We start from the raw sequence: 24,669 nt of genomic DNA, 5'->3' as shown, positions 1-24,669 counted from the left end.
GCCAACCCCTGAAAAATATATTGAACCGACAGCTGGAAAATTAAAAACTATGGTCCAGACCCACCATGATTTGTTTTCCACTTACGTTTTGGTATGAGAAACCGGTGACATAGGCGCCCAGTGCATACAGTGACGTACGTTTGGACAGGTTATAGCTATAGCCTGCGCTATAGATGTTTTGCTGTCGTTTATCCAGGTTATACGTATCGTTGAAAGCCTTGCTGGCGCGCGATGTGCTCCAGCCCACGATTGCACTGGAAGCAGCGTTGACAGGCACGGTTGCGTTGATGGTAAAACCTGTTGTTTTGAAGTTTTTGGTATAGCCGGAATTCCAGTATTTGAAATCCGGTGAGGTCGCAAAAGAACCCAACCCGGACTGACGACCATTGATATCCTGGCCGACTGCCACGGCAAGTGTCAGTACATTAAAGTCATAGCTGCCGGCCACGATCCAGGAATGCACGGGTTTTTGCCAGCTATCCGCTTTCAGGCGGTCGTAACCCAGGGCCAGCGACAAGGGACCTTTGTTGTAGCCCAGTGCCGAGGTTATCAGTTTGATGTCATCGTCACTATCCGTGCTTTGTTCGCCTTGCGTATTGGAGGAATAGCCAATCGAGAAGTCAAGGCCATTGAAATTGGGCGAGGTGTAAACGATCGTGTTGTTTGCTTTATTTGAACCCGCTGCACTGAAGGTGTTGCTGATGTCGGACAAGCCTTCTTCATCATCCGGGCCGGCTATAAAGCCGGCATAACCCTGTACGGAATTGCCTATACGGCCAAACGTCAGGCTGCCCCATTTTTCACTGCTCAGTCCCAGGGTGGTGGTTTTGAAGAAATGATTGCTGGAGCCTTCACCATTTTCCAGGTTAAAGCCGCTTTCCAGTTTGAAGGTGGCGTGCAGGCCATTCCCCAGATCCTCACTGCCTTTCATTCCCCAGGAGTTGCTGGACCATACACCGCTAAACATGCCGTCTTGTTTGTCTCTGGTGCCGGTGTTTTTGTTCTTTACGGATTTGTACCCGAAGCCACTATCTAAAGTTCCATATAGAGTTACGGAGAGTTGTGCCTGTGCGACACCTGAAACACCCATGATGAGTGTCATGGCAAGTAGTTTCTTTTTCACGAATTCAGCCCCCTTACGAATCCAGCCCCTTTTTTTGATGGATGTTTTAATTGTGATTGATGATTGAGATGTCTTTGTTGTAAAGCCAGAATCGGTATCGATCAGGCAGTCGGTTAGAGTGTATCAATTTTTTGTTAAATTGAATATCTGTTGAATTTTGAAGGAATATTAACCCTGCCAATTATGGGGTGATGTTTTGGTTTGGCAGGGCATGCAGGCGCTGATCGGGCCTATTCAATATTCTGCGACTGTTCGCGCAGCTGTTCTACATAAAGCTTCAGGTTTATCACAGCCTGGGTAATTTCCAAAGAGCTGGACTTGGAGCCCAGGGTATTCACTTCCCGGTTCATTTCCTGGAACAAAAAATCCAGCCGTTTGCCGGTGCTTTGTTTGCTGTTGGTTTTGCCATCCAGCAACAATTGCAGTTCTTTGATATGGGAACGCAGGCGGGTGATTTCTTCTTCCACATCAATGCGTAATGAAAATAGCGCCGATTCGCTGGCGATGCGGGCAGACAGTTCTTCTGCACTCAGGTGCTGCAAGCCATTGGGGCAGGCCGCCTCCAGGGTTTCCTGCAGTTTGGTGGCCAGTTTTGTGCGGTACTCGGCATGTACTTCGGGCAAAAGGGCTTCAACCGTGTCAACAATCCCGGTCATGGCTGTGGCATAGGATCGCATGGCGTTGGCAAGGCGTTCACCTTCGCGATTACGCGCAGTAATAAATTCTTCAATGGCCAGCCGGGCGGTTTCCAGGCACTGTTTGTGCCATTCGGTGTTGGAATCGGGTTTGGCTTTCTGGCTGGGCCAGCTTACCAGTTCGGACAGTTTGGGGGCCTCGGTGTCGGGAATAACGGCACGCACGTCTGCCAGCAGGGTGGCAATAGCCTGAAGCAGGGCGGGATCAACTGAAAGCGTAGCTGCATCCTGGTTTTTTATGAAGGAAACCCGGGCTTCCAGTTTTCCACGGTTGATTTTACCGGTTAGCAGTTCACGCAGGCCGTTTTCCGTTTGTCGCAATTCATCGGGAATGCGAAAATTCAAATCCAGATAGCGGCTGTTAACACTTTTAAGTTCGACGGTAATCGTGCCCAATTCCGATTCGGTCTGGGCGCTGCCAAAAGCAGTCATGCTTTGAATCATAAATATTTCCAAAGTATATGTTGGTGAATTTTGTTGCTGTGGTATGTTAATCCACATCGGAAAATAAGGAAAACTCCATTTTTCAATGTCCTCATACTACAATGTTACCAACGTTAATTACATAGGTGAAAGCATGCCAGGCAATGATCTGACAATAGACTTCAAACGACCTTCAGACAGAGAACCCAATGGCTTGCGAAAAGTGCAGGTTGAGCGTTCTTACACTCCTTATGCAGAAGGGTCTGTATTAATCAAGATGGGTAACACGCATGTGTTGTGCAATGCCAGCGTCTTGGACAAAGTGCCGCCCTTTTTAAAGGGGCAGGGAAAAGGTTGGGTAACGGCTGAATATGGCATGTTACCCCGGTCTACCCATACTCGCAGTGATCGCGAAGCGGCGCGTGGCAAGCAAAGTGGCCGCACCCAGGAAATCCAGCGTCTTATTGGTCGCAGCCTGCGTGCCATTATAGATCTTGAAAAACTGGGAGAACGCACCATTCATCTTGATTGCGACGTGATCCAGGCTGATGGCGGTACCCGTTGTGCCAGTATCACCGGAGCCTGGATTGCCCTGGCTGATGCGGTTTCACACCTGCTCAAAACCGGGCAAATTACCGAAAACCCGCTTAAAGACCGGGTGGCGGCTATTTCCGTAGGCATGTACAAGGGCTATCCGGTTCTGGATCTTGATTACGAAGAGGACTCCAACTGCGATGCCGACATGAATGTTGTCATGACGGGTAGCGGCCAGTTTGTCGAGGTTCAGGGTACCGCGGAAGGGCATCCTTTCAGTCGTCAGGAGCTGGATAGCCTGCTGATGCTGGCTGAAAAGGGAATTGCCGGTTTGTTGCGCGTTCAACAAGATGCATGGCCGGTTTAATCATTATCAAGTAACAACAATCAGGACGTAATGTGGTGAGTTTCAAGGGAAAAGTGGTACTGGCTTCCAATAACCAGGGTAAGCTGAAAGAGTTCAAGGCATTGTTCGAGCCTCTGGGCATAGAGCTGGTTCCCCAGGGAGAGCTGGCTGTGCCCGAGGCCGAAGAGCCTTTTGACACGTTTGTGGAAAATGCCCTGGCCAAGGCGCGTCATGCCAGCAAGTATACCGGACTGCCTGCGATTGCCGATGATTCCGGTCTGACCGTTAATGCACTGGCTGGCGCGCCAGGCGTATTGTCAGCGCGTTACGCCACTTTGTTCGGTGAAGAAAAATCAGACCAGAACAATAATCTGCGTTTGTTAAAACAACTGGAAAATGAAACCGACCGTTCTGCCGCCTATATCGCTTTGCTGGTGTTTGTAAGGTCCGCCGCTGACCCATGTCCCATTATTGCCCAAGGGGTCTGGAAAGGTGAAATTGCCATGCAGGCGGCAGGCAGCAATGGCTTTGGCTACGATCCGTATTTTTATTTGCCCGAATTGGGCTGTACCGCCGCCGAGCTCGCCCCCGAGGTAAAGAACCGTCAAAGTCACCGGGCAATTGCCCTGAAAAAACTGCTTGCCGATTTACAGGCCAATTAAACCATCATGAAAGAAATTATCCCTGTTTTTCCAGCGCTTTCCCGTAGCAAAAAACAGGTGGGTGGAATGGTCAACCGGGCTGTTTCATTTACCCATGGCTTGCCGCCACTGTCTTTATATATCCATGTACCCTGGTGCGTAAAAAAATGTCCGTATTGTGATTTCAACTCCCATGCACAAAAAGGCGAGTTGCCCGAAGAGCGTTATCTGAACGCCTTGGCGGCCGATCTGGAACAAACCCTGCCGCTTATATGGGGGCGGCAAATTCATACGGTGTTTATTGGTGGAGGGACGCCCAGCCTGCTTTCCGCGCAAGCGGTGGAGCGCCTAATGGCCATGCTGCGCAATTATTTAAATCTCTGGCCCGATACCGAAGTCACCCTGGAAGCCAATCCGGGCACGGCAGAGGCTTTGCGTTTCAAACAGTATGCAGAATCCGGTATTAATCGCATTTCATTGGGCATACAAAGTTTTGATGATAGGGCTTTGGGCATTTTGGGGCGTATTCATGACAGCAGCCAGGCCATTGAAGCGATTGAAATGGCCCAAAAGGCGGTGAGTCGCATCAATCTTGACTTGATGTATGCTTTGCCAGGTCAAACGCTGGCGTCTTGTCAGAAGGAGATAGAAACCGCCTTGTCTTTTGGCACCGAGCATTTGTCTTTGTACCACTTGACCATGGAGCCTAATACCGTTTTTGCCAAGTATCCACCCTCCGATCTGCCCGATGACGATACCAGTGCCGCCTTGCAGGACATGCTGATAGAGCTGACGGCTTTGCATGGGTTGGAACAGTACGAGGTTTCGGCTTATGCGCGACCCGGTGCAAGGGCAAAACATAATGTGAATTACTGGGAGTTTGGCGATTACATTGGCATTGGTCCCGGTGCGCATGGCAAGCTCAGTTTTCATGATCGTATTGTGCGAACTGCCAAAGTACGTAACCCCGAGTCCTGGATGGAAAAGGCCGTATTACATGATGGTTCTCATCTGGCTGAAGAACGTGAACTGCAAAGCAGTGATTTGCCATTTGAATTCATGCTTAATGCACTTCGATTGAAAGAGGGGGTGCCCGTATCCCGTTACGAAGAGCGCACCAGTCTTTCTTTGGCAGGTATTAGCCGACCGCTGGAAGAGGCACTTAAAAAGGGTCTGTTAGATGCCGATCCCATGCGCATCAAGGCGTCACCGCTTGGCTGGCGTTTTCTGAATGATTTACAAGGTTTGTTTTTATAATGCACCATACTGGCGCGTTTTATTTTAAGCGCACCAATCGGGTGCAAAATAATTCATGATTGCCGCACCAAAATGCAGCAATCATGACCGTAGTGACAGATTTTCGTGCAAAAATAGTTGGCATGATTATTGCTTTACTTATATCGAACGGCCTGAATGGCTTGCTATTACGCTTTTCCTGGAGAAAACATGACAACCCCACAAGATATTCTGAAGTTGATGAGTGAACGTGAAGTCACTTTTGTTGATTTTCGTTTTACCGATACGCTTGGTAAAGAACATCACATGACTGTTCCTTCCAAAATGGTTGATGAAGACAAGTTTGAGTCAGGCCAGGCCTTTGATGGTTCTTCCATTGCCGGCTGGAAAGGAATTGAAGCCTCTGATATGCTGCTGATTCCCGATGCCAATACAGCCCGTCTTGATCCGTTCCGTGAAGAACCCACCCTGATTCTGACTTGTGATGTGGTTGAGCCTTCCGATCTGAAAGGCTATGATCGTGATCCCCGCTCCCTGGCCAAACGCGCCGAAGCCTATCTGAAAGCCAGTGGCTTGGGCGATACCGCTTATTTTGGTCCGGAACCTGAATTTTTCGTGTTTGATGGCATTACCTGGTCTGATGACATGTCCGGCTGTTCATACAAAATCAAATCTGACGAGGCTTACTGGTCTCGCAGTGAAGATTCCGAGCAGGGCAATCATGGTCATCGTCCTCGCGTTAAAGGCGGTTATGTGCCTGTTTCACCCGTGGATTCTTTTGCTGACATGCGTTCTGAAATGTGTCTTTTGCTGGAGCAGCAAGGTGTGCCGGTGGAAATCCATCACCATGAAGTGGCCGGTGCCGGTCAGCTTGAAATTGGTACTAAATTCAGCACCCTGGTAGAGCGTGCCGACTGGAACCAGATCCTTAAATATACCGTTCATAACGTTGCCCACGTTTATGGTAAAACCGCAACCTTCATGCCCAAACCAGTCGTAGGTGATAACGGTTCTGGCATGCACGTTCACCAGTCTATCTGGAAAGATGGTCAAAACCTGTTTGCCGGTAATGGTTACGCAGGTCTGTCCGAGTTTGCCCTGTACTACATTGGCGGTATCATCAAGCATGCACGTGCTTTGAATGCGATTACCAATCCAGGCACCAACTCGTACAAACGTCTGGTTCCTCACTTCGAGGCACCGGTCAAACTGGCATACTCCGCACGTAACCGTTCGGCTTCCATCCGTATTCCTTATGTGGGCAATCCCAAAGCCCGTCGTGTAGAGGCCCGTTTCCCCGATCCTTTGGCCAATCCTTACCTGGCGTTTTCTGCCCTGATGATGGCAGGCCTGGACGGTGTTCAAAACAAGATCCACCCTGGTGATCCTGCAGATAAAAACCTGTACGATCTGCCACCGGAAGAGGATAAAAAAATTCCAACCGTGGCCGCGTCACTGGAAGAAGCTTTGGAAGCCCTGGATGCAGATCGTGAGTTCCTGACACGGGGTGGAGTGTTCAGCAATGAAATGCTGGATGCCTATCTGGAATTGAAAATGCAGGAAGTGACTCGTTTGCGCATGACTACGCACCCTGTTGAGTATGATTTGTATTATTCGCTGTAATTCAACGATAGTAAACAGGCCATGACAGGAGAAGTTGATGAACAAAAACGGATCTTTTCCTGTCACCCTTCAGGATTGCAAGGCGCTTGATCTGCTGGCGACTACTGTTTTCATGTTAGACCAGGATGGTCTGATTCGGTGGGTAAATAATGCCGGTCAACATCTGTTAAAGCGTTCAAGCCGATCTTTGGAGGGTATGGCTGTCAAGAACCTGTTTGAGGATGTTCGTGCATTTGAACATGCCTTTGAAGCCATTTTACATGAGGAGTTCAGCTCATTTGGCTTGATGGGGTGCATTATCCAAAACCTGGGTCAGGAAAAATTGCTGGTGAGTGCGACCATGCAACGACTTGAACAGCAGGCCTGGAGTGTGATTCTCGAGGTGCGTGAAATTGAACAGCACACACTGGCCGAGCGTAATGAACGCCTGATTAAAGAGCTTGAAATTCATCAGGAAACTTTCCGTAATCTGGGTCACGAAGTCAAAAACCCGCTGGGAGGGCTAAGAGGGGCCGCACAACTGCTTGAAATGGAATTGTCTGATCCTGCCTTGCAGGAGTACACACGGGTCATTATTGCCGAGGCGGATCGTTTGCAGGAACTGGTTGATCGCTTGATCAGGCCAGGGCAAACTAACCTGAACCTATCCCTGATTAATATTCATGAGGTTTGTGAGCGTGTGCACGCCTTGCTGAAAGCCGAGTATCGTGACCAGATCACGATTGCACGTGATTACGATGCGTCGGTTCCTGACATGAATGCGGATATGGCCAAGTTGCTTCAGGCCTATCTCAATATTGGTAAAAATGCCGCTCAGTCCCTATTGTCGAGCAATATTAAAGACAGTCCACGTATTACGTTAAGAACCCGTGTCCTTAACAGGCATTTATTGTTGAATAAAATGCATCGTCTGGTTGTGGTGGTGTCTGTGATTGATAATGGTGCGGGCGTACCGGAAGCATTGCATGATCGTGTTTTTCATCCCCTGGTAACCGGCCGGCCGGATGGAACAGGACTGGGACTTAGCCTGGCACAAGAGTATGTTCGCCAGCATGGTGGACTTATCGAGTTTGATTCGGTGCCGGGCAGAACAGAATTCAGGATATTGCTACCATTGGATGTCACATGAAAAAAATTTGGGTCATTGATGACGATCAGGCCATTCGTTGGGTATTGGACAAGGCCTTGCAAAAAGCAGGCATGCAGCCCCGTTGTTTTGAGCGGGTGGGTGATCTGTGGCAGGCTTTACAGGCCGAACGCCCCGATGTGCTGGTAACAGATATCCGGATGCCTGATATTTCGGGCCTTGAGTTGCTGCGGCAGGTCAAGATGCAGTACCCCGATCTTAACGTGATTGTCATGACGGCGTTTACCGATCTGGATAGCACGGTGATTGCATTTCAGGAGGGGGCTTTTGATTATCTGGTCAAGCCTTTTGACCTTAATGAGGCCTTGGCCCTCATTACAAGGGCTCTCGAACAAAGCCAGAACACGGCTGGTGCCGATACGGCTATCTCAAGCATTGACAATGATTCTGTCGATAAGATGATGAGCAAGTCATCGTCACGCGCGATGCAGGATATTTTTCGGGCCATTGGCAGGCTGGCACCATCCAAAGTGACGGTTCTGATTACTGGCGAATCCGGGACAGGTAAAGAGTTGATTGCACGGGCCTTGCATAAGCATGGGGCGCGTGTCAATAAGCCCTTTGTGGCACTGAATGCCGCTGCGATCCCCAAGGATTTACTGGAAGCGGAATTGTTTGGTCATGAACGGGGGGCTTTTACCGGCGCCAGTCATTTGCGTAAGGGGCGGTTTGAAGAAGCCAATGGAGGCACCCTGTTTTTAGATGAGATCGGGGACATGCCTTTGGATTTGCAAACCCGTTTGTTGCGGGTGCTGGCCGAGGGCAGTTTTTACCGGATTGGTGGTACCCAGCCCGTTAATGTGGATGTGCGAATTATTGCCGCGACTCATCAGCCGTTGGAAACCAGAGTGGCACAAGGCAGTTTTCGTGAGGATTTGTTTCATCGACTGAACGTTATTCGATTAAGGGTACCGCCTTTACGTGAACGAAAAGAAGATATTCCTCGTCTGGTCAGGCATTTCCTGCAGCTTTCTGCTGCAGGCTTGGGGGTTGCAACCAAACGTCTTAGTCCGGATGCCATGCAGGTGTTGCAGGATTTTGATTTTCCGGGCAATGTCAGGCAATTGGAGAATTTCTGTCATTGGCTAACCGTCATGTCACCGGCCAATGTCATTGGAAAGTCGGATTTGCCGCCAGAGCTGTTAAGCAGTCTGACTCATTATTTACCTGCTGATGCCGGTGCGGGACAATCCAATGTGGCGGAAGATATAAGCTTTTCATCTGTACCCGCTTCCGCATCTCAAGCAGCGCAGCCGGTCAATCAGTCTTTCATGAGTGAGTCTGAGGCTCAGTTACAATACGCTGAATCACAGCGTTTCGCAGACAATACGCCAACCATGGCTTCATCTGTGTCCGAGCAGGGCAGCGAAGGCTGGTTGATGCTTTTGGAAAAAGAAGTGCTTAGACAGCTCATGCTCGGCACCTCGGGCATTATGGATAATCTGACTACCGAGTTCGAAAAGAAGGTGTTGAGTACCACGCTTGCCTATTGCAGAGGACATCGCTCTGAGGCCGCCACACGATTGGGCATTGGTCGTAATACGGTTACACGCAAGCTGAAATTGCTGGGTTTTGCTGACGAATAATCGTATGCGCTAGCGCATGAAAGCCTGCTCACGCAAGGCGGACAGGCTGTCCCGGCGAATGAAGTCACTGACTTCCTTGCTGTTCGGGTTATGCATGATCTCGTTGGGACTGGACCATTGAAGCAGTTTGCCATGGCTCATGATGCCGATTTTATCTGCAATCGCAAAGGCTTCGGCTTGATTATGGGTAACCAGGATGGCACTCAGCTTGTTTTCCTTAAGAATTTCCCGCACCTCAAAGGCCAGTTTTTCACGGCTGTCGGTATCCAGGTTTGAGAATGGTTCATCAAGCAAGAGGATTTTTGGGGAGGGCGCAATCGCACGCGCCAGCGCTACCCGCTGTTGCTGCCCGCCAGACAGTTCGTGTGGGTAACGTTTGCGGGTATCAGCCAGATTGATCAGGCTGAGCATTTCGGCCGTGCGGCTTTTAATGTAAGCCTTGTCTTTTTTCTTCAGGCCAAAAGCAATGTTTTGTTCAATGGTTAAATGCGGAAATAAGGCATAGTCCTGGAACATCATGCCGATATGGCGATTTTCCGGCTCTACCATCTTGCCAGGGGCGGATAACACCACATTAGCCAGTTTTATTTCACCTGCATAAACCGGTTCAAAGCCGGCAATCGATCTCAAGACTGTGGTTTTTCCGCAGCCGGAAGGCCCCAGCAGGCAACCAATCTCGCCTTCCTGCAGGGAAAGGGAAAAATTTTCAACAACGACCTTTAACTGTTTTTGTTGTGGATAGGCCAGTTTGATCTTATCCAGTTCGAGAAGCTGATTCATAGGGTTAATAGTTGGATTTTGTTTGTGATTTGGCCAGTATGATCACTGGCAACAGACCTGCCAGAACGATAATGAGTGCGGCAATAGCCCCTTCCTCATAGGTGCCCCTGGCAGCCTCAGCATAAAGCCAGGTAGAAAGCGTTTCAAAATTCAGCGGGCGCAGCAGCAAGGTGGCGGAAAGCTCTTTCATGGCATCGACAAAAATAAGCAAGGAAGCGGCACCAATGGCAGGCTTTAGCAGGGGAAGATGAATTTTAAAGAAGGTTTGCCGTGATGTCTGTCCCAGTATGCGGGAAGCATTTTCCAGGGAGGGAGGAATGCGTGAAAGACCGGCTTCTATGCCGCCAACGGAAATGGCCAGAAAGCGGATGACATAGGCAATAATAATGCCGCTCATGCTGCCCATGATATAGAGTTGGGGGGGTAACTGAAACAAAAATGACAGGCTGTCTGAAATGAAGGTATCTATTAAGGCGTAAGGAGTAAGCAGGCCAATGGCCAGCACTGTGCCGGGAATGGCGTAACCCAGGCTGCTGGCACGCACAATGAATTTGCCCATTTTAAAGCGGGGGTTTCTTACCACCCATGCAATTAACAGACCACAGACTACGGTAATAAAGGTGGCGATAGCGGCCACGGTAATGGTATTGATGGTGCCTCTGATCAGGTCGTTGGAGACGGTTCCTGTCGCTTCCAGGCGCTCTACGCTTTCCGCAACCAGATAAATGGCAGGTATGATGAAACCGCAAATGACGGGAAACCAACCTAATGCCATGGCGATAAGTGCCTGGATGCCTCGCAGTTTTTGCGGCTGGATAGGGTGCATGCGTTGTGTGTTTGCATAGCGCTGACGCTGGCGGCCATGACGTTCCAGCCATATTAATGTGGTGACCACAATTAGCATGAAAATGGCAATTTGCGCGGCCCCGGCAAGATTGGAGCGCGATATCCAGGTAGTGTAGACTGAAACAGTCAGGGTTTGTATCCCTAGAAACTCGGAAGCACCGATATCATTCAGGGTCTCAAGCAGCGCCAGGCTGATGCCCACGGCAATGGCCGGACGTGCCATCGGAATGACCACCCTGAAGAAAGCTTCGCGACGGCTGCATCCCAGTGTTCTGGCCGCTTCTATCAGGTTGGCCGCCTGCGTCATGAACATGACGCGGGTACTTAAATAGACATAGGGGTACAGTACAAAGCCAAGCAAAATAATGGCTCCCCCCATGGAGCGGATGTCTGGCAGCCGGAATTGGCGTGGCGAGGTATAACCCAGCAGATCGCGAATAACAGATTGTATGGGCCCCAGCGGATGCATTACATCCAGGTAGGCAAACGCCATGATGTAGGTAGGAACCGCCAGTGGCAGCAGCAGCGCCCACATGAGTATATTGCGGGTAGGGAACTGGTACGCGGTGGTCAGCCAGGCACTGCCGGTGCCCAGGCAGGCTACCATGAAGGCAACACCTGCCAGCAGAACCAGCGTGTTACCCAGTGAGTTGGGGATCACGTTTTGCAGCAGACCGCTCCAGTGCTGGAAGTCACCGGAAAAGGCATGCCATAAGAGGGTTAGCACGGGAGCAAGCACACAGAAAGCAACACCAAGAGCAAGATAGGTCGAAGCATTGATTGATTGTGTTTTTTTTAAGGGCGGTTGTTGCAGGGTGTTTTCTGACATGCTTTAAATAATAGTAAAGGGCGATACGTATGCAACGCATCGCCCTTATTGTAAAACAGTTATGGGTTTAGTTGTCAAAACCTACTTTATCAACGAGTTCGCTGGCCTGCTTGCGGAATTTGGCAATTTCAGTGACTGGAAGGCTGTCTACCTTGAGTTCACCAATCGCTGTCATGACCGGATCCATTTCAACCCCTTCGCGGATGGGATATTCGTAGTTGGTTTTTGAGTAAAGTTGCTGCGCCTGGTCGGAAACCAGGTATTCGAGCAGTTTGACTGCATTGTCATGGTTGGGTGAGTGTTTGGCAATCGCTGCACCGGTAATGTTCACGTGAGTGCCGCTGCCTTCAGGATTTGCAAAAGTAGGACGAATAACTTTGATGGCCTCACCCCATTGGTATTGCTCACTGCCGGGTTCGGCGTTTTTCATGCGTCCGACATAGTAGGCGTTACCAATGCCAATATCACAAATGCCACCCAGAATGTCACGGGCGACTTCACGATCACCGCCAGCAGCTTTGCGGGCCAGGTTGTTTTTTACGCCTTTAAGCCATTCTTCTGTTTTTTCAGGGCCGTTATGGGCAATCATGGCGGCAATCAGGCTGGTGTTGTAAGGATGTTGACCAGAGCGAATGCAGACTCTGTTTTTCCATTTTGGATCAGCCAGGTCCTCATAGGTGAAGGTGTCCAGATCCAGCTCTTTGGCGGCATAAAGAACCCGGTCACGTAATGAAAAGGCAAACCATCTGTCATCAGCGGCTCGCAGGTTTTCAGGGATGATTTCTTTGAGTGTTTTGGAATCGACCGGCTGCACCAGATCCTGGTCTACGACATCCAGCAGCTTTCCAATGTCTACGGTCATCAGGACATCGGCAGGTGAACGCTCGCCTTCAGACTTGATGCGTTCGGGCAATCCATCCTTGATGAAAACCGTGTTGGTTTTAATGCCTGTATCCTTTTCAAAGGCTTCCAGAAGAGGTTGAATGAGCCGGGGTTCACGGGTGGTATAGAGATTGACTTCACCGGAGGCAAAGGCTGACAGGCTGACTGTCAGTGCGCTCATTGTGAATAAGCTTTTTTTCACTAGGTTTTTTCTGGAAATCATAAGAGATAATCCCTGAATATTAATGAGAATGATTATTAAATAGATTGGCTAAAAATTAAACCATACATTCAATTTTTTTTAAAGTAAATAATTTCTATCCTTGCTGATATATTTACAGTATTATTTATTGGTACCTGTTTTAAGTAAGAAATAAGTCATTGGTTTAATAAAAGAAAGGGGTTTACATGAGTAAGCAAATTATTCAAACAGATAAAGCACCTGCCGCGATTGGCCCATATTCCCAAGCGGTTGTTGTTCCGGTTGGCAGCACGGTTTATTTATCAGGTCAAATCGGCCTGGATCCGGCAACAGGTGATCTGGTGTCTGAAAATTGCGAAGAGCAGGTCAGACAGGCCTTTGCCAATATGACTGCCATCATTCATGCAGCGGGTGGCTCCCTGAACAGTATTGTCAAACTCACCCTGTTTGTGACCGACATCCGTAATTTCGGTATTGTCAATTCAGTTATGTCCGAACTTATTCCACAGCCTTTTCCTGCCCGCTCTACGGTAGAGGTCAGTGCCTTGCCAAAAAATGCCCAATTTGAAGTTGAAGCCATTATTATTGTGTAATCCCGCTTTTCAGAATGGGTAAGTTGTCAAGGTGCCTGCAAACGTAGTTTCCCAATCATCCAGGCCCGGACTATTGGATAAGAAATTCAAGTCATTGGGCCTGGAGTATGATTTTGATTTTGTCCTTCATTTGCCATTGCGCTATGAAGATGAAACCGCAATACATAAAATAAGCCAGATTTATCCCGGCATGAGCGTGCAGCTTGAAGGAGTGGTAACCCATTCCGAAGTGATTTTCAAGCCCAGAAAACAACTGCTGGCCACGTTCAAGGATGATACCGGGCAAATCTCCCTGCGTTGGATACACTTCTATCCAAGCCAGCAAAAAATGCTTGAAAAAGGCGGGCTTATCCGTATTCGCGGTGAAGTACGCGGCAGTAGCATGTGGGGCTTTGAATTAATTCATCCCAAAATAAGCAAGGCCGGTGAAGCCTTGCCAAAAACCCTCACACCGGTTTATCCCACTACCGAAGGATTGGCCCAGCCCAGTATCAGGAAGGCGGTTCTGGCAGCGTTGTCACGAACCGTTCTTGACGACACTTTGCCCGAGGTTATCCAACAAAAATATCAATTGCCCGATTTTGCGCAGGCCATTCAGGCGTTGCATCATCCGGCTGTCGGTACCGATCCCGAGTCCTTAACCCAAAAATTGCATCCGGCCTGGTTGAGAATCAAGTTTGATGAGCTCCTGGCCCAGCAACTGGCGCTGGCTGCGGCAAGGGCGGCCAGACAACAGAAAAAATCCTTTCCCATGTCGCTTAAGCCGGGCAAACTGGCGGCCAGCCTGCTGGCAGGGCTTGAGTTTTCATTAACGGCTGCCCAAAAAAAAGTCATTGATGAAATCAATCATGATTTGCAGCAGGCTTATCCCATGCATCGCTTGCTGCAGGGGGATGTGGGTAGTGGGAAAACAGTTGTGGCGGCCATGGCGGCGGCCACCGCACTGGAAAACGGTTTTCAGGTGGCGATTATGGCACCGACCGAGATCCTGGCTGAACAGCATTTCATCAAGATGAAAAAGTGGTTCGATCCGCTGGGTATTGAAGTGGCCTGGTTAAGTGGCAGTTTGCGAGCCAAAGCCAAGCAGGAAGCGGTTGATAGTATTGCCAATGGCAAAGCGCGACTGGTCATTGGAACCCAGGCCTTAATCCAGAAGAATGTTGATTTTCAGCTTCTGGGTTTGATGATTGTCGATGAACAGCACCGTTTCGGGGTTGGCCAGCGCTTAAGCTTAAGTCGCAAAGGTGAGCACTTGCTGCAAAACCAATATATGGTGCCTCATCAACTTAATATGAGTGCAACACCCATTCCGCGCTCATTGGCCATGACTTTTCTGGCCGATCTTGAAGTGTCGGTGATTGACGAACTTCCCCCTGGTCGTACGCCGGTCATTACCAAGCTGTTTTCCGATAACCGGCGGGATGAATTGCTTGCGCATGTCAGGCATGAAGTTAAAAAAGGCCGGCAGGTATATTGGGTTTGCCCCCTGGTTGAAGAAAGTGAGGTGTTGCAGTTGCAAACGGCGGTAGACACGCATGCTCGTTTGCAGGAAGAGTTGACTGATGTGCGCAGTGGTCTGCTGCATGGCAGGTTGAATACCCAGGAAAAAGCCAAGGTGATGGGAGATTTTGTCCGACACGATCTTGATCTGTTGGTGGCCACCACAGTTATTGAAGTGGGTGTGGATGTGCCCAACGCATCTTTAATGATTATTGAGCATGCCGAGCGTTTCGGTTTGGCCCAGTTGCATCAGTTACGGGGCAGGGTGGGAAGAGGCCAGGCCAATTCCGTTTGTGTATTGTTATATCAACAGCCCTTATCCAAGGTTGCCGCGCAGCGACTTAAAGCCATGTATGAAACGACCGATGGGTTTGAAATTGCCCGGCGCGATCTTGAACAAAGAGGCCCGGGCGAGTTTCTGGGGGTGAAGCAGTCGGGATTGGCCCTGATGCGATTTGCCGATATAGAGGCCGATTACCTGATTGTGGAAAAAGCCAGGGAGGCAGCCAGGGAATTGCGTGAAAACTACCCGGATGCCGTGGCCCGTCACCTTCATCGCTGGATGCGAGGAAAAGAAGATTATATTAGAACCTAATAGATAAGCGCTTATTGCATTGATTTATGGAATTTTAGTATTTGGTTTTGGAGGGTTTCAGTTTTATGACGTTGCCGATAGTTTTTATTTGATAAAATAATAGTCAAAATCTATTACCAGGGATCTGCGCGTGACACTTACTGAACTGAAATACATCATTGCGGTTGCAAGAGAGCGACATTTTGGACGTGCTGCTGAAGCATGTTTCGTAAGTCAGCCTACTCTTTCGGTAGCCATTAAAAAGCTGGAAGAGGAACTGGGCGTTACCATTTTCGAGCGTGGTGGCAGTGAGGTGGGGATTACGCCAATTGGCATGCGTATTATTTCCCAGGCACAAAAAGTGCTCGAGGAAAGCGCCAATTTAAAAGAAATTGCCAGACAGGGTCATGATCCTTTGGCGGGTCCGCTTAAAGTGGGCATTATTCATACCATTGGCCCTTATCTTTTGCCCAGGCTTATTCCTTTGCAAATCCGGCAAACACCACAAATGCCACTTATTCTTCAGGAAAACTTCACAGTTCGCCTGCTGGAACTGTTACGCCAGGGAGAACTCGATTGTGCCATTATGGCATTGCCGCTACCCGATGCCGGGCTTGAAATGAAACCCTTGTATGATGAGGATTTTGTCGTTGCGGTACCTGCCAACCATAAATGGGCCAATGAAAAAGCACTGGCGACCGATGACCTTAAACAGGAAACCATGCTTTTGCTCGGGTCTGGTCATTGTTTTCGTGATCAGGTTCTTGAGGTTTGTCCTGAAATGTCCCGCTTTTCTGCGGCAGATGATGGGATACAGCGCTCTTTTGAAGGTTCATCGCTGGAAACCATCCGGCATATGGTGGCCGCTGGCCTTGGGATTACCTTATTGCCCATTAGTGCCGTAATCAGTCAACCGGTAACGGAAAAAGACCTGGTTAAATATATTCCCATCAAAAAACCGGTTCCCAATCGTCGTATTGTGCTGGCATGGCGTAAAAGTTTTACACGGGCAGCAGCGATTGAAGCCCTGGCAAAGGCTGTTTTTTCTTGTGATTTGCCGGGCGTCACCATGTTGCCCGATGAAAAAACACAGAAATTGTCTGAATTTTCAGCATAATTAATACAGTTTTGTCAACGATTGCCGGGTTTGTCAAATGCCTGACATAGTTCTTTATTAAGCTAGTGACATATTTTTATGTAACTTGTCAATAAAGGATTTACCCGATGAGCGATCTGGATCGTGACGATATTCCAAGTAACAACAGCAAAGTTGAATCATTTAATGAGATATTAGGAAAACAGCAGGCCCGCCGTGGTTTTTTAAAAGCCAGTGCGGGTGCCAGTACCATGGCGTTTTTTGGACTTTCCCTTAAGACGACTGCTGCCAGCGCGCAGCCTTCGGTCCCGGGTTCAGCCGCTGCAGTTCCCTCCATGAGTTTCAAGGCCGTTGCTGCAAGCACAGGTGATAAAATCGTGGTTCCGGAAGGTTACCGTTATGCGGTTATTAATCGCTGGGGTGACCCTTTATTTGCCAATTCCCCAAAATGGAAGGGCGATGCCACTGATGATTCTGCTGCACAAGCCATGCAAACGGGTGACAATCATGATGGCATGCATTATTTTCCCATTGATGGCAGCAACACCGAAGGTCTTTTAGTTACCAATCACGAATACATCAACCCAGACTATTTTTTTCCTGCCAATGTTCGCGTTGCCGGTGAAAACTGGAATGAGGACTGGGTTAAAAAATCACAGCGGGCACAAGGTGTTAGCGTAAAACATATTCGTTATGATGGGCAGAACTGGAAAACAGTCCTTGACTCCAACTTTAACCGCAGCATTAATGCCCTTGATACGGAAATGGTTCTTACAGGGCCCGCTGCCGGCCATGATTTGTTGAAAACCAACGCGGACCCAAGCGGTACAGTGGTGTTTGGTACTTTTGGCAACTGTGGTAACGGTTATACCTTGTGGGATACCTATCTTACCTGTGAGGAAAACGTTACCGATTACTTTGGTAGCCTGAAAGAAGGTGTTGAAAGCAATACCCTGATGCAGCGTTATGGCGTTACAACCAAAGCGTCAGACGAGAGCTATCGCTGGGAGACTCATGACAAACGCTTTGATGTGGCTGAAGAGCCCAACGAATGGATGCGTCACGGCTGGATCGTTGAAATTGATCCTTTTGATCCGCAATCAAAGCCGCGCAAACTGACTGCCCTGGGTCACTTCAAACATGAAAACGCCGCCATGACCTTGGCTGCCGACAAGCGTGTTGTAGTTTATATGGGCGATGACCAGCGCAGTGAATATATTTATAAATTTGTCTCTGACGGCAAGTTTGACCCGGCCAACAAAGCCGCCAACCGTTCTTTGCTGGATAATGGCACTTTGTATGTTGCCCGGTTTACTGATGGCGAACAGGTGGGTGACCTGAAAGGAAAAGGCAAATGGATTCCCTTAACCCTTGATACGGTAGGCCTGGATGGCAAAAAATTGGGAGAGCTGTTCAAGGATCAGGGCGAGTTGCTGGTTAAAACCCGCCTTGCCGCAGATGCCGTGGGTGCAACCCCAATGGATCGCCCCGAGTGGATTGCCGTTAATCCTCATACCCAGGCAGTGTACGTTACCTTAACCAATAACTCGGATCGCGGCAGTGACAAAGAGCGCAAAGGAACCAATGGCCTGAAACATCCAGGTATTGACGATGCCAATCCGCGTGCAAAAAATCCGTATGGCCAGATTGTTCGCTGGAATGAGTCAGGCAAGGATGCAGCTGCCAGTGAATTTGATTGGGACGTGTTTGTATTGGCTGGCAACCCTGAGGTGCACAAAGAGCCGGGTAACTTAATGGCCGGTACGCAAAACGTGTCAGCCAAGAATCTGTTTAATAGCCCCGATGGACTGGCTTTTGACAAGGATGGCCGTTTGTGGATCCAGACAGACGGCAACTTTTCCGATGCGGGCAACTTTGCCGGTAATGGAAACAACCAGATGCTGGTTGCCATCCCTGAAACAGAAACGGGTAAAGGTGAAATCCGTCGTTTCCTGGTGGGACCTTCAGGCAGCGAAGTGACCGGTATTACCTGGACACCTGATTACAAAACTGTTTTTGTTAACATACAGCACCCTGGTGAGTACGGCAAACATCCACGGGCACCAAAGGTGACGCCTCAGGAGGATCCACTGGCATTTTCCAAGTGGCCTATGGATGACAATGAGGACAAAGAAGGTGGCGGTGGCCGTCCTCGTGCCGCAACTGTTGTGATCTGGCGTGAAGATGGTGGCGTTGTAGGTGCTTGACGTTTCAAGTTTCCGTTTCTGACAGCCGCTTTGGAATCACCCCCTGTTTGTTAAGGGGGTGATTTTTTATCTGCCGTTTTTTGGTCTGGATTTTGCGGGTTTATGCCATATACAAAACCACCTGGTTCAGTGTATGCTTTACAGGCGATTATTCTGTTAATTGGAGATTAAAGAAATGAATAAATCATTCCGTTTTACTTTGTTGGCAAGCGCCATGGGTATTGCAATGGGCATGGGTGTTGCCCAGGCAGAAAACATCAAGATTGCCGTGGTGGGGCCACTAACCGGTCCTGTTACACAATACGGTGATATGGTGCGTGAGGGTGTCAGAACTGCAGTTGAAATGACCAATGCCGCAGGTGGTGTTGATGGCAAACAAATTGAACTGGTTGAGGTTGATGATGCCTGCGAGCCCAAGCAGGGCCCTATTGCTGCAAACAGTGTTGTTAACCAGAAAATCGGTTTTGTGGTTGGTCCGGTTTGCTCGGGTGCAACAGTAGGCGGAGCTGCAGTTTATGATGAGCAGGGCGTGGTAATGGTTACGCCTTCAGCCACTGCCCCCAACGTAACGGATGGTAAAAATTTCACATTTGTTTTCCGTACTATCGGACGCGACGATCAGCAAGGTCCTGCGGCAGCCAAATACATTATTGACTCGGTCAAACCCAAAAAAGTGGCTGTGTTGCATGACAAGCAATCATATGGCCAGGGTATTGCCAGTGCGGTTCAGGATAACCTGAAAAAGGCGAATATAGACGTTGTCCTGTTTGAGGGCATTAACGCGGGTGAGTCCGATTACTCTTCAATTATTACCAAAATGAAATCCCAAGGGGTTGATTTTGTTTATTATGGTGGTTACCATCCCGAGATGGGTCTGTTAATGCGCCAGGCAGCTGAACAGGGTCTGAATGTCAAGTTTATGGGACCGGAAGGTGCCGGTAACCCTGAAATTAACGCGATTGCCGGTGATGCCGTTGAGGGCATGCTGTTAACCTTGCCTGCTGATTACTCCAGCCTGCCAGAAAACCAGGAAATTGTGAAAGCCTTTACAGAAAAAGGTCGTAATGCTTCCGGTGCGTTCCAGTTGACTTCTTATGCAGCTACACAGGCTATTATCAACGCCATGCTTGCAACCAACAGCACCGATCCAGAAAAAGTGGCTGAATATCTGCATGCCAATTCGGTGCCAACCGTTATTGGTGACCTGAGCTGGAATGAGCAGGGTGACCTTAAAGATTTTAAATTTGACATTTATACCTGGCATAAAGACGGCAGCAAAACCGCGGTTCAATAATCCGGATTTTTCACTTTAATCATAAAAAACGCTACCCGAAAAGGTAGCGTTTTTTAATGACAGGCTATGGATTTAAAGCGTTTTTTGAAATTAATACTATTTTTGCGTTGGTTTTTATAAAGCTGCCGGTTTGTTCAATTCAGGCGACGTGTGGTTTCAGTGTCAAACCAATGGAGCGCATGATTTCCATCAGGGGCTATATGAATAACTTGGCCTGGCTTTAAATGTGCCTGTTCTTGCGCATTTCCATGAATGTTTTGCCGGATAACAATATTTGTCTGTCCGATCAGTCCATGAATCAGTTGTTCGGATCCCAGGATTTCAACCATTTCAATATTGACGGGTATGCCGGTCTCCTGAAGCTGGCAATTTTCAGGTCTGAAACCCATGATGGCCTGTGTCTTGCCTTTTAGCGAAGCAGGAATCCAGTCGGGATTGATGGGTAAAACATGACCTTCTTCCGTGGTTATTTTCCCGTCGTGACTGATCGCGACATTAAGCAGATTCATGGGGGGAGAGCCAATGAAACTGGCCACAAAGGTTGAGGCAGGGCGTTCGAAGACTTCCATGGGGGTGCCGATTTGCTCAGCAATGCCTTTGTTCATGACAATCATGCGTTGCGCCAGGGTCATGGCTTCCACCTGGTCGTGCGTGACATACAGGCTCGTGGTTTCAAGGCGGCGATGCAGCTTTTGGATTTCAAGCCGCATCTGGACACGCAATTTGGCATCCAGGTTGGACAGGGGTTCATCAAACAGGAAAACCTTTGGTTCTCGCACAATGGCCCTGCCCATGGCAACCCGTTGACGCTGTCCGCCTGATAATTGTTTGGGGCGGCGGTCAAGTAAGTGGGAAAGCTCGAGTGTTTCCGCTGTTTGCCGGACCCGTTCCCTGATTTGCTCTTTGGTCATTTTACGTATTTTCAGACCATAGGCCATATTGTCAAATACCGACATATGCGGATAAAGCGCGTAGTTTTGAAACACCATGGCAATATCCCGTTGTGCCGGTTCAAGATGGTTGATGCTTTGTGCATCGATCTGAATATCACCTTCGGTAACGGTCTCAAGACCTGCCACCATGCGCATCAGGGTTGATTTTCCGCATCCGGAGGGGCCGACAATAACAATAAACTCTCCATCTTTGATATCCATGCTGATACCGTGGATAACCGCGACGTTGCCCGGATAGGTTTTTTTGACATTTTTAAAGCAGAGTGTTGCCATGGTGAATAATCCTTATTTATTTTTCCGAGTCTACCAGGCCTTTGACAAACCATTTTTGCATGAGTACAACCACCAGTCCGGGAGGGATCATGGCGAGCAGGGCAGTTGCCATGACCAGGTTCCATTCGGTGACGCTGTCACCACCTCCAATCATGGTTTTAATACCCACCACAATTGGCGTCATGTTTTCAGAGGTTTTCATGACCAGTGGCCATAAATACTGGTTCCAGCCATAGGTGAACTGAATCACAAAAAGGGCGGCAATACTGGTTTTGGATAAGGGAAACAGAATATCCTTGAAAAAACGGATGGGGCCTGCCCCATCAATACGGGCAGCCTCTACCAGCTCGTCAGGGACAGTAAGAAAAAATTGCCTGAACAGAAATGTGGCGGTTGCGGAGGCAATAAGGGGCAGGGTAAGTCCTGCGTATGAGTTGGTCAGCCCCAAGCCGGCAACTACTTCGAAGGTGGGGGAAATACGTACTTCCACGGGGAGCATCAGGGTGATGAAAATCATCCAGAAACAAAGCATTCTAAAAGGGAAACGAAAATACACCACGGCAAACGCCGATAACATGGAAATGCTGATTTTGCCAATAGAGATGATCATGGCAATAACAAAAGACACCCAGAGCATATTGCCAACCGGGGTGGTTTGCACAGAGCTGCCGGTAAAGAGCACCTGGGTGTAGTTTTCAATAAAATGTGTGCCAGGAAGCAGGGAAATCGGTGCATTGGCCACTTCACGGGCTGTCTGGGTAGAAGCCACAAAGGCAACGTAAAGCGGAAAGGCAACAATAACCAAACCCAAAATCAGGATCAGATGTGCCAGTAGATCAAGCCATGGGCGACGTTCAATCATGAGGAATTCCTTTATTGGGCTTGATTAGTATTGCACCTTGCGGTCAACGTATCGAAATTGAACGATCGTCAGCAAAATGACAATAAACATAAGAATGACGGATTGCGCGCCGGAAGAGCCGTAATCAAATGATTTGAAAGCCGTTTTGTAGACGTTGTAGACCAGAATGTTGGTTGAGCTGCCGGGGCCGCCTTGTGTGGTGGTGTCAATAATGGCGAAGGTTTCAAAAAATGCGTAAACCATGTTAATGACCAATAGAAAAAAGGTCGTTGGCGACAGTAGTGGGAAAATAATTGTCCAGAAGCGTCTGGCAGGTGAGGCGCCATCAATGGCGGCTGCCTCAATGAGTGATTTGGGAATGGATTGCAGGCCGGCCAGGAAGAACAGGAAATTGTAGGAAATCTGTTTCCACACAGCCGCCATGACGACCAGGATCATTGCATCCGTCGAGTCCAGTCGCGGGTTCCAGTCCAGTCCCATTTGCGTCAGATAAACCGCCAGTGTGCCGACAGCGGGTGAAAACAGGAATGCCCAAAGCACGCCCACTACAGCAGGTGCGACGGCATAAGGCCAGATCAGCATGGTTTTATAAAGCATAGCCCCTTTAATGACCCGGTCGGCCATAATGGCCAGCAGCAGCGAAACAGATAAACCGGTAACGGCAACCGCTATTGAAAAAACAAAGGTGACCTTAAAAGAGTCAAAGTAATAAGGGTTATCAAAGAGCGCTGTGTAATTGTCGAGACCGACAAATTGCCGGTCTCCACCGAAAGCGGATTCTATGAAAAATGATTGCCAGATTGCCTGGCCGGCAGGCAGGAAAAAAAATATCACCGTAATGAGAAGTTGGGGGGCAAGCAGGAGATAGGGCAATATCTTATGATTGAAAACGACGCGTTTTTCCATTATGCCTCTTGGTCTTAATATTTATGGGAGTGAAGAACAGCGAGCATCCGGACTTTGTCTGCTCGCTGTTTACGCGGGTAAGTATGGATTACTTATTGCTGTTTTCGAAACGCTGCAGCAGTTCATTGGCGCGTTTTTGCATGTTTTCCAGGCCTTCTTCCACAGACACTTTCTGGGCAAAGATGTTTTCCATCTCAGCGTCCTGGATATCGCGGATTTGCGGCAGGAAGCCCAAGCGCACACCACGGGATTCATCAGTGGTTTCAACGTTTAACTGAATGAAAGGCACGTCGGTACCTGGGTTCTTGTCATAAAAACCGGACTCTTTGGTAAGGTCATAGGCTGCCTTGACCACAGGCACATAACCGGTGTCCTGGTGCCATTTGGCAGCCACTTCAGGTGAGGAGATATATTGGAAAAATTCGGTAATGCCTTTATTGACCTCGGGTGATTTGTTATTGAAGACCCACAGTGAGGCACCACCAATAACGCTGTTTTGAGGTGCACCGGGTACGTCGTCATAGTAAGGCAGGGTGGAAATACCAAACTTGAAGGGTGCGTTTTTGCTGAAGTTGGCGCGTGAACCGCTTGAGCCGGTAAACATGGCACATTTGCCTGAAGAAAACAGGGCGTTGGCGGCATCACCACGGCCACCGTAAGTAAATGTACCGTCTTTAGCCATTTCGTTGAGGAATTTGAAATGTTTAACAAAGCCTTCTTTGTTTAACTCAATGCGGGCGTCAAGGCCATCAAAGCCGTTGTTTTTGGTGGCATAGGGCAAATTATGCAGGGCAGAGAAGTTTTCAACCAATACCCATGATGGCCAGGCGGTTGTATAGCCACATTCAATGCCGGCTTCCTTGAGTTTTTTGGCTGCCTCATGAATTTGGGCATAGGTTTTAGGAGGAGAATTAGGGTCAAGTCCGGCTTTTTCAAACATGTCCTTGTTGTAATAAAATACCGGTGTAGAGCTGTTAAAGGGCATGGAAGCCAGTTTACCGTTTGGCTCGGAGTAATAACCTGCAATGCCGGGCACAAAGTTTTTCGGGTCAATCGGATTGCCTGCCTCTTCAGACATTTCCTGGATGGGTTTGATGGCGCCTTTGGAGAACATCATGGTGGCTGTACCCACCTCGAAGACTTGAATGATATCCGGAGCCTGGCCGGCACGGTATGCGGCAATACCTGCATTCATGGATTCGCCGTATGCGCCTTTGTAGGTGGGTTTTATTTTGTAGTCGGTTTGTTTTTGGTTGAAATCATTGACGATTTCGTTAACCCGCTCCCCAAGGGGACCTTCCATAGAGTGCCAGAAAGTGATTTCGGTTGCGGCATGGGTGCTAAAACTGGCCAGGGCAAAAATACTGCCCAGGATCATTGCAGATTTCTTGATTTGCATGTTACTTTCTCCGGTTGTTATAACTGCATTCTTTTGGAATAGTTACTTCTGAAGTAAAGCAAAGATATTATGACCTGTTTATTACGGTATTGTGAATTTATATAACCAATATGGAAGTT

General features: G+C 48.8%; 20 protein-coding genes. 11 read left to right on the top strand and 9 right to left on the bottom strand.

The window, feature by feature from the left end:
- Window positions 1-40 precede the first annotated feature (40 nt).
- Window positions 41-1,123: a porin gene (locus tag KU392_RS08910; RefSeq protein ID WP_169294374.1), complete on the bottom strand. Its 1,083-nt coding sequence runs from the start codon at window positions 1,121-1,123 to the stop codon at window positions 41-43.
- 230 nt (window positions 1,124-1,353) lie between these two features.
- A complete protein-coding gene (locus tag KU392_RS08905; protein ID WP_217735106.1) occupies window positions 1,354-2,262 on the bottom strand; it encodes a YicC/YloC family endoribonuclease in 909 nt (302 codons plus the stop codon).
- A gap of 133 nt (window positions 2,263-2,395) precedes the next feature.
- Between KU392_RS08905 and rph the strand changes: the two genes are divergently transcribed.
- The 6 genes from rph to ntrC all read left to right on the top strand — a co-directional run bounded on the left by rph (window position 2,396) and on the right by ntrC (window position 9,354).
- On the top strand, window positions 2,396-3,142 hold the full coding sequence (gene rph, locus KU392_RS08900; RefSeq protein WP_169294376.1) for a ribonuclease PH: 747 nt from the start codon (window positions 2,396-2,398) through the stop codon (window positions 3,140-3,142).
- Window positions 3,143-3,177: 35 nt separating this feature from the next.
- The gene (rdgB, locus tag KU392_RS08895; protein ID WP_287811607.1) at window positions 3,178-3,783 is read left to right on the top strand and encodes an RdgB/HAM1 family non-canonical purine NTP pyrophosphatase; all 606 of its coding nucleotides are present in this window, start codon (window positions 3,178-3,180) and stop codon (window positions 3,781-3,783) included.
- A 66-nt stretch (window positions 3,784-3,849) separates the two neighbouring features.
- Entirely contained in the window at window positions 3,850-5,019 is a 1,170-nt protein-coding gene (gene hemW, locus KU392_RS08890; protein WP_246587403.1) for a radical SAM family heme chaperone HemW, read from the top strand.
- Window positions 5,020-5,208: 189 nt separating this feature from the next.
- On the top strand, window positions 5,209-6,621 hold the full coding sequence (gene glnA / locus KU392_RS08885) for a type I glutamate--ammonia ligase (protein WP_169294379.1): 1,413 nt from the start codon (window positions 5,209-5,211) through the stop codon (window positions 6,619-6,621).
- A gap of 37 nt (window positions 6,622-6,658) precedes the next feature.
- Window positions 6,659-7,750: a nitrogen regulation protein NR(II) gene (gene glnL / locus KU392_RS08880; protein WP_217735105.1), complete on the top strand. Its 1,092-nt coding sequence runs from the start codon at window positions 6,659-6,661 to the stop codon at window positions 7,748-7,750.
- Window positions 7,747-9,354, top strand: coding sequence for a nitrogen regulation protein NR(I) (gene ntrC, locus KU392_RS08875; RefSeq protein ID WP_169294381.1), 1,608 nt, complete (start codon window positions 7,747-7,749; stop codon window positions 9,352-9,354). Before glnL ends, ntrC begins: the two co-directional genes overlap by 4 nt.
- A 9-nt stretch (window positions 9,355-9,363) precedes the next feature.
- Here ntrC and KU392_RS08870 read toward each other — a convergent pair whose 3' ends face one another.
- The 3 genes from KU392_RS08870 to KU392_RS08860 all read right to left on the bottom strand — a co-directional run bounded on the left by KU392_RS08870 (window position 9,364) and on the right by KU392_RS08860 (window position 12,872).
- Window positions 9,364-10,134 (bottom strand): ABC transporter ATP-binding protein, encoded by a 771-nt coding sequence (locus KU392_RS08870; RefSeq protein ID WP_169294382.1) that lies wholly within the window; start codon window positions 10,132-10,134, stop codon window positions 9,364-9,366.
- Window positions 10,135-10,138: 4 nt separating this feature from the next.
- Window positions 10,139-11,809 (bottom strand): ABC transporter permease, encoded by a 1,671-nt coding sequence (locus KU392_RS08865; protein WP_169294383.1) that lies wholly within the window; start codon window positions 11,807-11,809, stop codon window positions 10,139-10,141.
- Window positions 11,810-11,876: 67 nt separating this feature from the next.
- Window positions 11,877-12,872 carry a Fe(3+) ABC transporter substrate-binding protein gene (locus KU392_RS08860; protein WP_246587390.1) on the bottom strand — a complete coding sequence of 332 codons (996 nt, stop codon included), beginning with the start codon at window positions 12,870-12,872 and terminating at the stop codon, window positions 11,877-11,879.
- A gap of 227 nt (window positions 12,873-13,099) precedes the next feature.
- Here KU392_RS08860 and KU392_RS08855 point away from each other — a divergent pair, with 227 nt between their 5' ends.
- The 5 genes from KU392_RS08855 to KU392_RS08835 all read left to right on the top strand — a co-directional run bounded on the left by KU392_RS08855 (window position 13,100) and on the right by KU392_RS08835 (window position 20,157).
- On the top strand, window positions 13,100-13,486 hold the full coding sequence (locus tag KU392_RS08855; RefSeq protein WP_169294385.1) for a Rid family detoxifying hydrolase: 387 nt from the start codon (window positions 13,100-13,102) through the stop codon (window positions 13,484-13,486).
- Window positions 13,487-13,559: 73 nt separating this feature from the next.
- Entirely contained in the window at window positions 13,560-15,581 is a 2,022-nt protein-coding gene (recG, locus tag KU392_RS08850; RefSeq protein ID WP_246587389.1) for an ATP-dependent DNA helicase RecG, read from the top strand.
- A gap of 130 nt (window positions 15,582-15,711) precedes the next feature.
- The gene (locus KU392_RS08845) at window positions 15,712-16,677 is read left to right on the top strand and encodes a LysR substrate-binding domain-containing protein (protein ID WP_169294387.1); all 966 of its coding nucleotides are present in this window, start codon (window positions 15,712-15,714) and stop codon (window positions 16,675-16,677) included.
- A 107-nt stretch (window positions 16,678-16,784) separates the two neighbouring features.
- Window positions 16,785-18,863 carry a PhoX family protein gene (locus KU392_RS08840; protein ID WP_217735103.1) on the top strand — a complete coding sequence of 693 codons (2,079 nt, stop codon included), beginning with the start codon at window positions 16,785-16,787 and terminating at the stop codon, window positions 18,861-18,863.
- A gap of 175 nt (window positions 18,864-19,038) precedes the next feature.
- Entirely contained in the window at window positions 19,039-20,157 is a 1,119-nt protein-coding gene (locus KU392_RS08835; RefSeq protein WP_217735102.1) for a branched-chain amino acid ABC transporter substrate-binding protein, read from the top strand.
- 134 nt (window positions 20,158-20,291) lie between these two features.
- Here the strand turns inward: KU392_RS08835 and KU392_RS08830 are convergent, their stop codons facing one another.
- The 4 genes from KU392_RS08830 to ugpB form a co-directional block, all read right to left on the bottom strand.
- Window positions 20,292-21,383 (bottom strand): sn-glycerol-3-phosphate import ATP-binding protein UgpC, encoded by a 1,092-nt coding sequence (locus tag KU392_RS08830; protein ID WP_217735101.1) that lies wholly within the window; start codon window positions 21,381-21,383, stop codon window positions 20,292-20,294.
- A 16-nt stretch (window positions 21,384-21,399) separates the two neighbouring features.
- Entirely contained in the window at window positions 21,400-22,245 is an 846-nt protein-coding gene (gene ugpE / locus KU392_RS08825; RefSeq protein ID WP_217735100.1) for a sn-glycerol-3-phosphate ABC transporter permease UgpE, read from the bottom strand.
- A 24-nt stretch (window positions 22,246-22,269) separates the two neighbouring features.
- Window positions 22,270-23,151, bottom strand: a complete 882-nt coding sequence (gene ugpA, locus KU392_RS08820; RefSeq protein WP_169294392.1) for a sn-glycerol-3-phosphate ABC transporter permease UgpA — start codon at window positions 23,149-23,151, stop codon at window positions 22,270-22,272.
- Window positions 23,152-23,239: 88 nt separating this feature from the next.
- Window positions 23,240-24,550 (bottom strand): sn-glycerol-3-phosphate ABC transporter substrate-binding protein UgpB, encoded by a 1,311-nt coding sequence (ugpB, locus tag KU392_RS08815; RefSeq protein WP_217735099.1) that lies wholly within the window; start codon window positions 24,548-24,550, stop codon window positions 23,240-23,242.
- Between the last annotated feature and the right edge of the window lie 119 nt (window positions 24,551-24,669).

Origin of the sequence: Advenella alkanexedens (assembly GCF_019132845.1) — a bacterium.
GTDB lineage: Bacteria > Pseudomonadota > Gammaproteobacteria > Burkholderiales > Burkholderiaceae_B > Advenella > Advenella alkanexedens.
The sequence above is the reverse complement of the archived record's forward strand: the minus strand, read 5'-3'. Positions and strand labels throughout refer to the sequence as shown.

Coding starts and splice junctions, on each gene's coding strand:
- KU392_RS08860 (WP_246587390.1), bottom strand. CDS start 12,872: ATGAGCGCACTGACAGTCAGCCTGTCAGCCTTTGCCTCCGGTGAAGTC.
- KU392_RS08905 (WP_217735106.1), bottom strand. CDS start 2,262: ATGATTCAAAGCATGACTGCTTTTGGCAGCGCCCAGACCGAATCGGAA.
- KU392_RS08870 (WP_169294382.1), bottom strand. CDS start 10,134: ATGAATCAGCTTCTCGAACTGGATAAGATCAAACTGGCCTATCCACAA.
- ntrC (WP_169294381.1), top strand. CDS start 7,747: ATGAAAAAAATTTGGGTCATTGATGACGATCAGGCCATTCGTTGGGTA.
- KU392_RS08830 (WP_217735101.1), bottom strand. CDS start 21,383: ATGGCAACACTCTGCTTTAAAAATGTCAAAAAAACCTATCCGGGCAAC.
- hemW (WP_246587403.1), top strand. CDS start 3,850: ATGGTCAACCGGGCTGTTTCATTTACCCATGGCTTGCCGCCACTGTCT.
- ugpB (WP_217735099.1), bottom strand. CDS start 24,550: ATGCAAATCAAGAAATCTGCAATGATCCTGGGCAGTATTTTTGCCCTG.
- KU392_RS08835 (WP_217735102.1), top strand. CDS start 19,039: ATGAATAAATCATTCCGTTTTACTTTGTTGGCAAGCGCCATGGGTATT.
- glnA (WP_169294379.1), top strand. CDS start 5,209: ATGACAACCCCACAAGATATTCTGAAGTTGATGAGTGAACGTGAAGTC.
- KU392_RS08855 (WP_169294385.1), top strand. CDS start 13,100: ATGAGTAAGCAAATTATTCAAACAGATAAAGCACCTGCCGCGATTGGC.
- ugpE (WP_217735100.1), bottom strand. CDS start 22,245: ATGATTGAACGTCGCCCATGGCTTGATCTACTGGCACATCTGATCCTG.
- ugpA (WP_169294392.1), bottom strand. CDS start 23,151: ATGGAAAAACGCGTCGTTTTCAATCATAAGATATTGCCCTATCTCCTG.
- rph (WP_169294376.1), top strand. CDS start 2,396: ATGCCAGGCAATGATCTGACAATAGACTTCAAACGACCTTCAGACAGA.
- KU392_RS08840 (WP_217735103.1), top strand. CDS start 16,785: ATGAGCGATCTGGATCGTGACGATATTCCAAGTAACAACAGCAAAGTT.
- glnL (WP_217735105.1), top strand. CDS start 6,659: ATGAACAAAAACGGATCTTTTCCTGTCACCCTTCAGGATTGCAAGGCG.
- KU392_RS08865 (WP_169294383.1), bottom strand. CDS start 11,809: ATGTCAGAAAACACCCTGCAACAACCGCCCTTAAAAAAAACACAATCA.